The sequence below is a fragment of the Candidatus Methylomirabilis sp. genome (assembly GCA_036000645.1).
Taxonomy (GTDB): domain Bacteria; phylum Methylomirabilota; class Methylomirabilia; order Methylomirabilales; family JACPAU01; genus JACPAU01.
In genome coordinates this window covers 1-1,775 of the sequence record DASYVA010000144.1, presented here as the reverse complement: position 1 = coordinate 1,775, position 1,775 = coordinate 1, and the positions used below count along the sequence as shown (strand labels likewise).

At 69.0% G+C, this 1,775-nt stretch carries 2 protein-coding genes; both read left to right on the top strand.

Annotated elements, in window-relative coordinates; all coding sequences use genetic code 11:
• On the top strand, positions 1 to 498 hold a 498-nt coding region (locus VGT06_08045), incomplete at its 5' end, for a methionine adenosyltransferase domain-containing protein (protein HEV8663072.1).
• Between the two features lie 33 nt (positions 499 to 531).
• The coding region (ahcY, locus tag VGT06_08040; protein HEV8663071.1) for an adenosylhomocysteinase at positions 532 to 1,775 on the top strand (1,244 nt) is incomplete at its 3' end.

The following is a 1,775-nucleotide window of genomic DNA, read 5'->3' as shown; positions in this document are numbered from 1 at the left end:
TTCGTGAACCCGACCGGCCGGTTCGAAGTGGGCGGCCCCATGGGCGACACCGGACTGACGGGCCGGAAGATCATCATGGATACCTACGGCGGTGTCGTGGGTCATGGCGGCGGGGCGTTCTCCGGAAAGGACCCGACCAAGGTGGACCGGTCCGCCTCCTACATGGCCCGCTACATCGCGAAGAATATCGTGGCAGCCGAGTTGGCCCAGAAAGCGGAGGTCCAGATCGCCTACGCCATCGGCGTCCCCGAGCCGGTCTCCGTCATGGTGGACACCAAGGGGACGGGGGTCGTCCCGGACGGGGTGTTGTGCGAGCTGGCCCGGAAGCACTTCGAGCTCACCCCCGCCGGGATCCTGAAGGCGCTGGACCTGCGGCGGCCCATCTACAAGCAGACGGCGGTCTACGGCCACTTCGGCCGCAACGAGCCGGACTTCACCTGGGAGCGGACGGACCGGGCGGCGTTGCTGCGCACCGAGGCGGGCCGACACGGCGCGTAGGCCCGGGCGCGCCACCATCCGGGACTGAAGGCTGTGGACTACGACGTCAAAGACCTGGACCTGGCCGAGAAGGGGGCGCTCCGGATCGAGTGGGCCCGCGCCGCCATGCCGGTCCTCTGCCTGATCGAGGAGCGCTTCCGCCGGGAGAAGCCCCTGAAGGGGATCCGCCTTTCGGCCTGCCTGCACGTCACCACGGAAACGGCCAACCTGGTCCGGACCCTGAAGGCCGGCGGGGCATCCGTGGTCCTCTGCGCCAGCAACCCCCTCTCGACCCAGGACGACGCGGCCGCCTCGCTGGTGAAGCACCACGCGATCCCGGTCTTTGCCATCAAGGGGGAGGATCGGGACACCTACTACCGCCATATCCAGAGCGCGGTCGCCGTGAAACCGCAGATCACGATGGACGATGGCGCCGACACGATCGGGGTCCTCCACAGCGAGCGGCGGGACCTGCTCCCCGGCGTCATCGCGGGGACCGAGGAGACCACCACCGGCGTCGTCCGCCTGAAGAGCATGGAGCGCGAGGGCGTCCTGGGCTACCCGATCATCGCGGTGAACGACGCCGACACCAAGCACCTCTTCGACAACCGCTACGGGACCGGCCAGAGCACGATTGACGGGATCCTCCGGGCCACGAACGTCCTGCTGGCCGGGACCCGGCTCGTGGTGTGCGGCTACGGCTGGTGCGGCCGGGGGGTGGCGATGCGGGCCCGGGGGATGGGAGCCAACGTCATCGTGACCGAGGCCGAGCCGCTGCGGGCGCTCGAGGCGGTCATGGACGGCTACACCGTCCTCCCCTCCCGGGAGGCGGCGAAGCTCGGGCAGGTCTTCGTGACGGTGACCGGGGACATCCACGTGCTGCGGGAGGAGCACTTCGCCCTCATGCCGGACGGCGCCATCCTGGCCAACGCCGGCCACTTCAACGTGGAGATTGACCTGGAGGCGCTTGAGCGGCTGGCGAAGAAGCGCCGGGCCGTCCGGGACTTCGTGGAGGAGTTCACGCTGAAGGACGGCCGGAGGCTGTACGTGCTGGGGGAGGGGCGCCTCATCAACCTGGCCGCGGCCGAGGGGCATCCGGCCAGCGTGATGGACATGTCCTTCGCCAACCAGGCGCTGGCGGCGGAGTTCGTTGTCAGGAATGCCGGCAAGCTGGAGAAGAAGGTCTACCGGGTCCCCCGCGAGATCGACGAGGAGATCGCCCGGCTCAAGCTGCGCGCGATGGGGGTGAAGATCGACCGGCTGACGCCGGAGCAGAAGAAGTATCTGGCCTCCTGGGA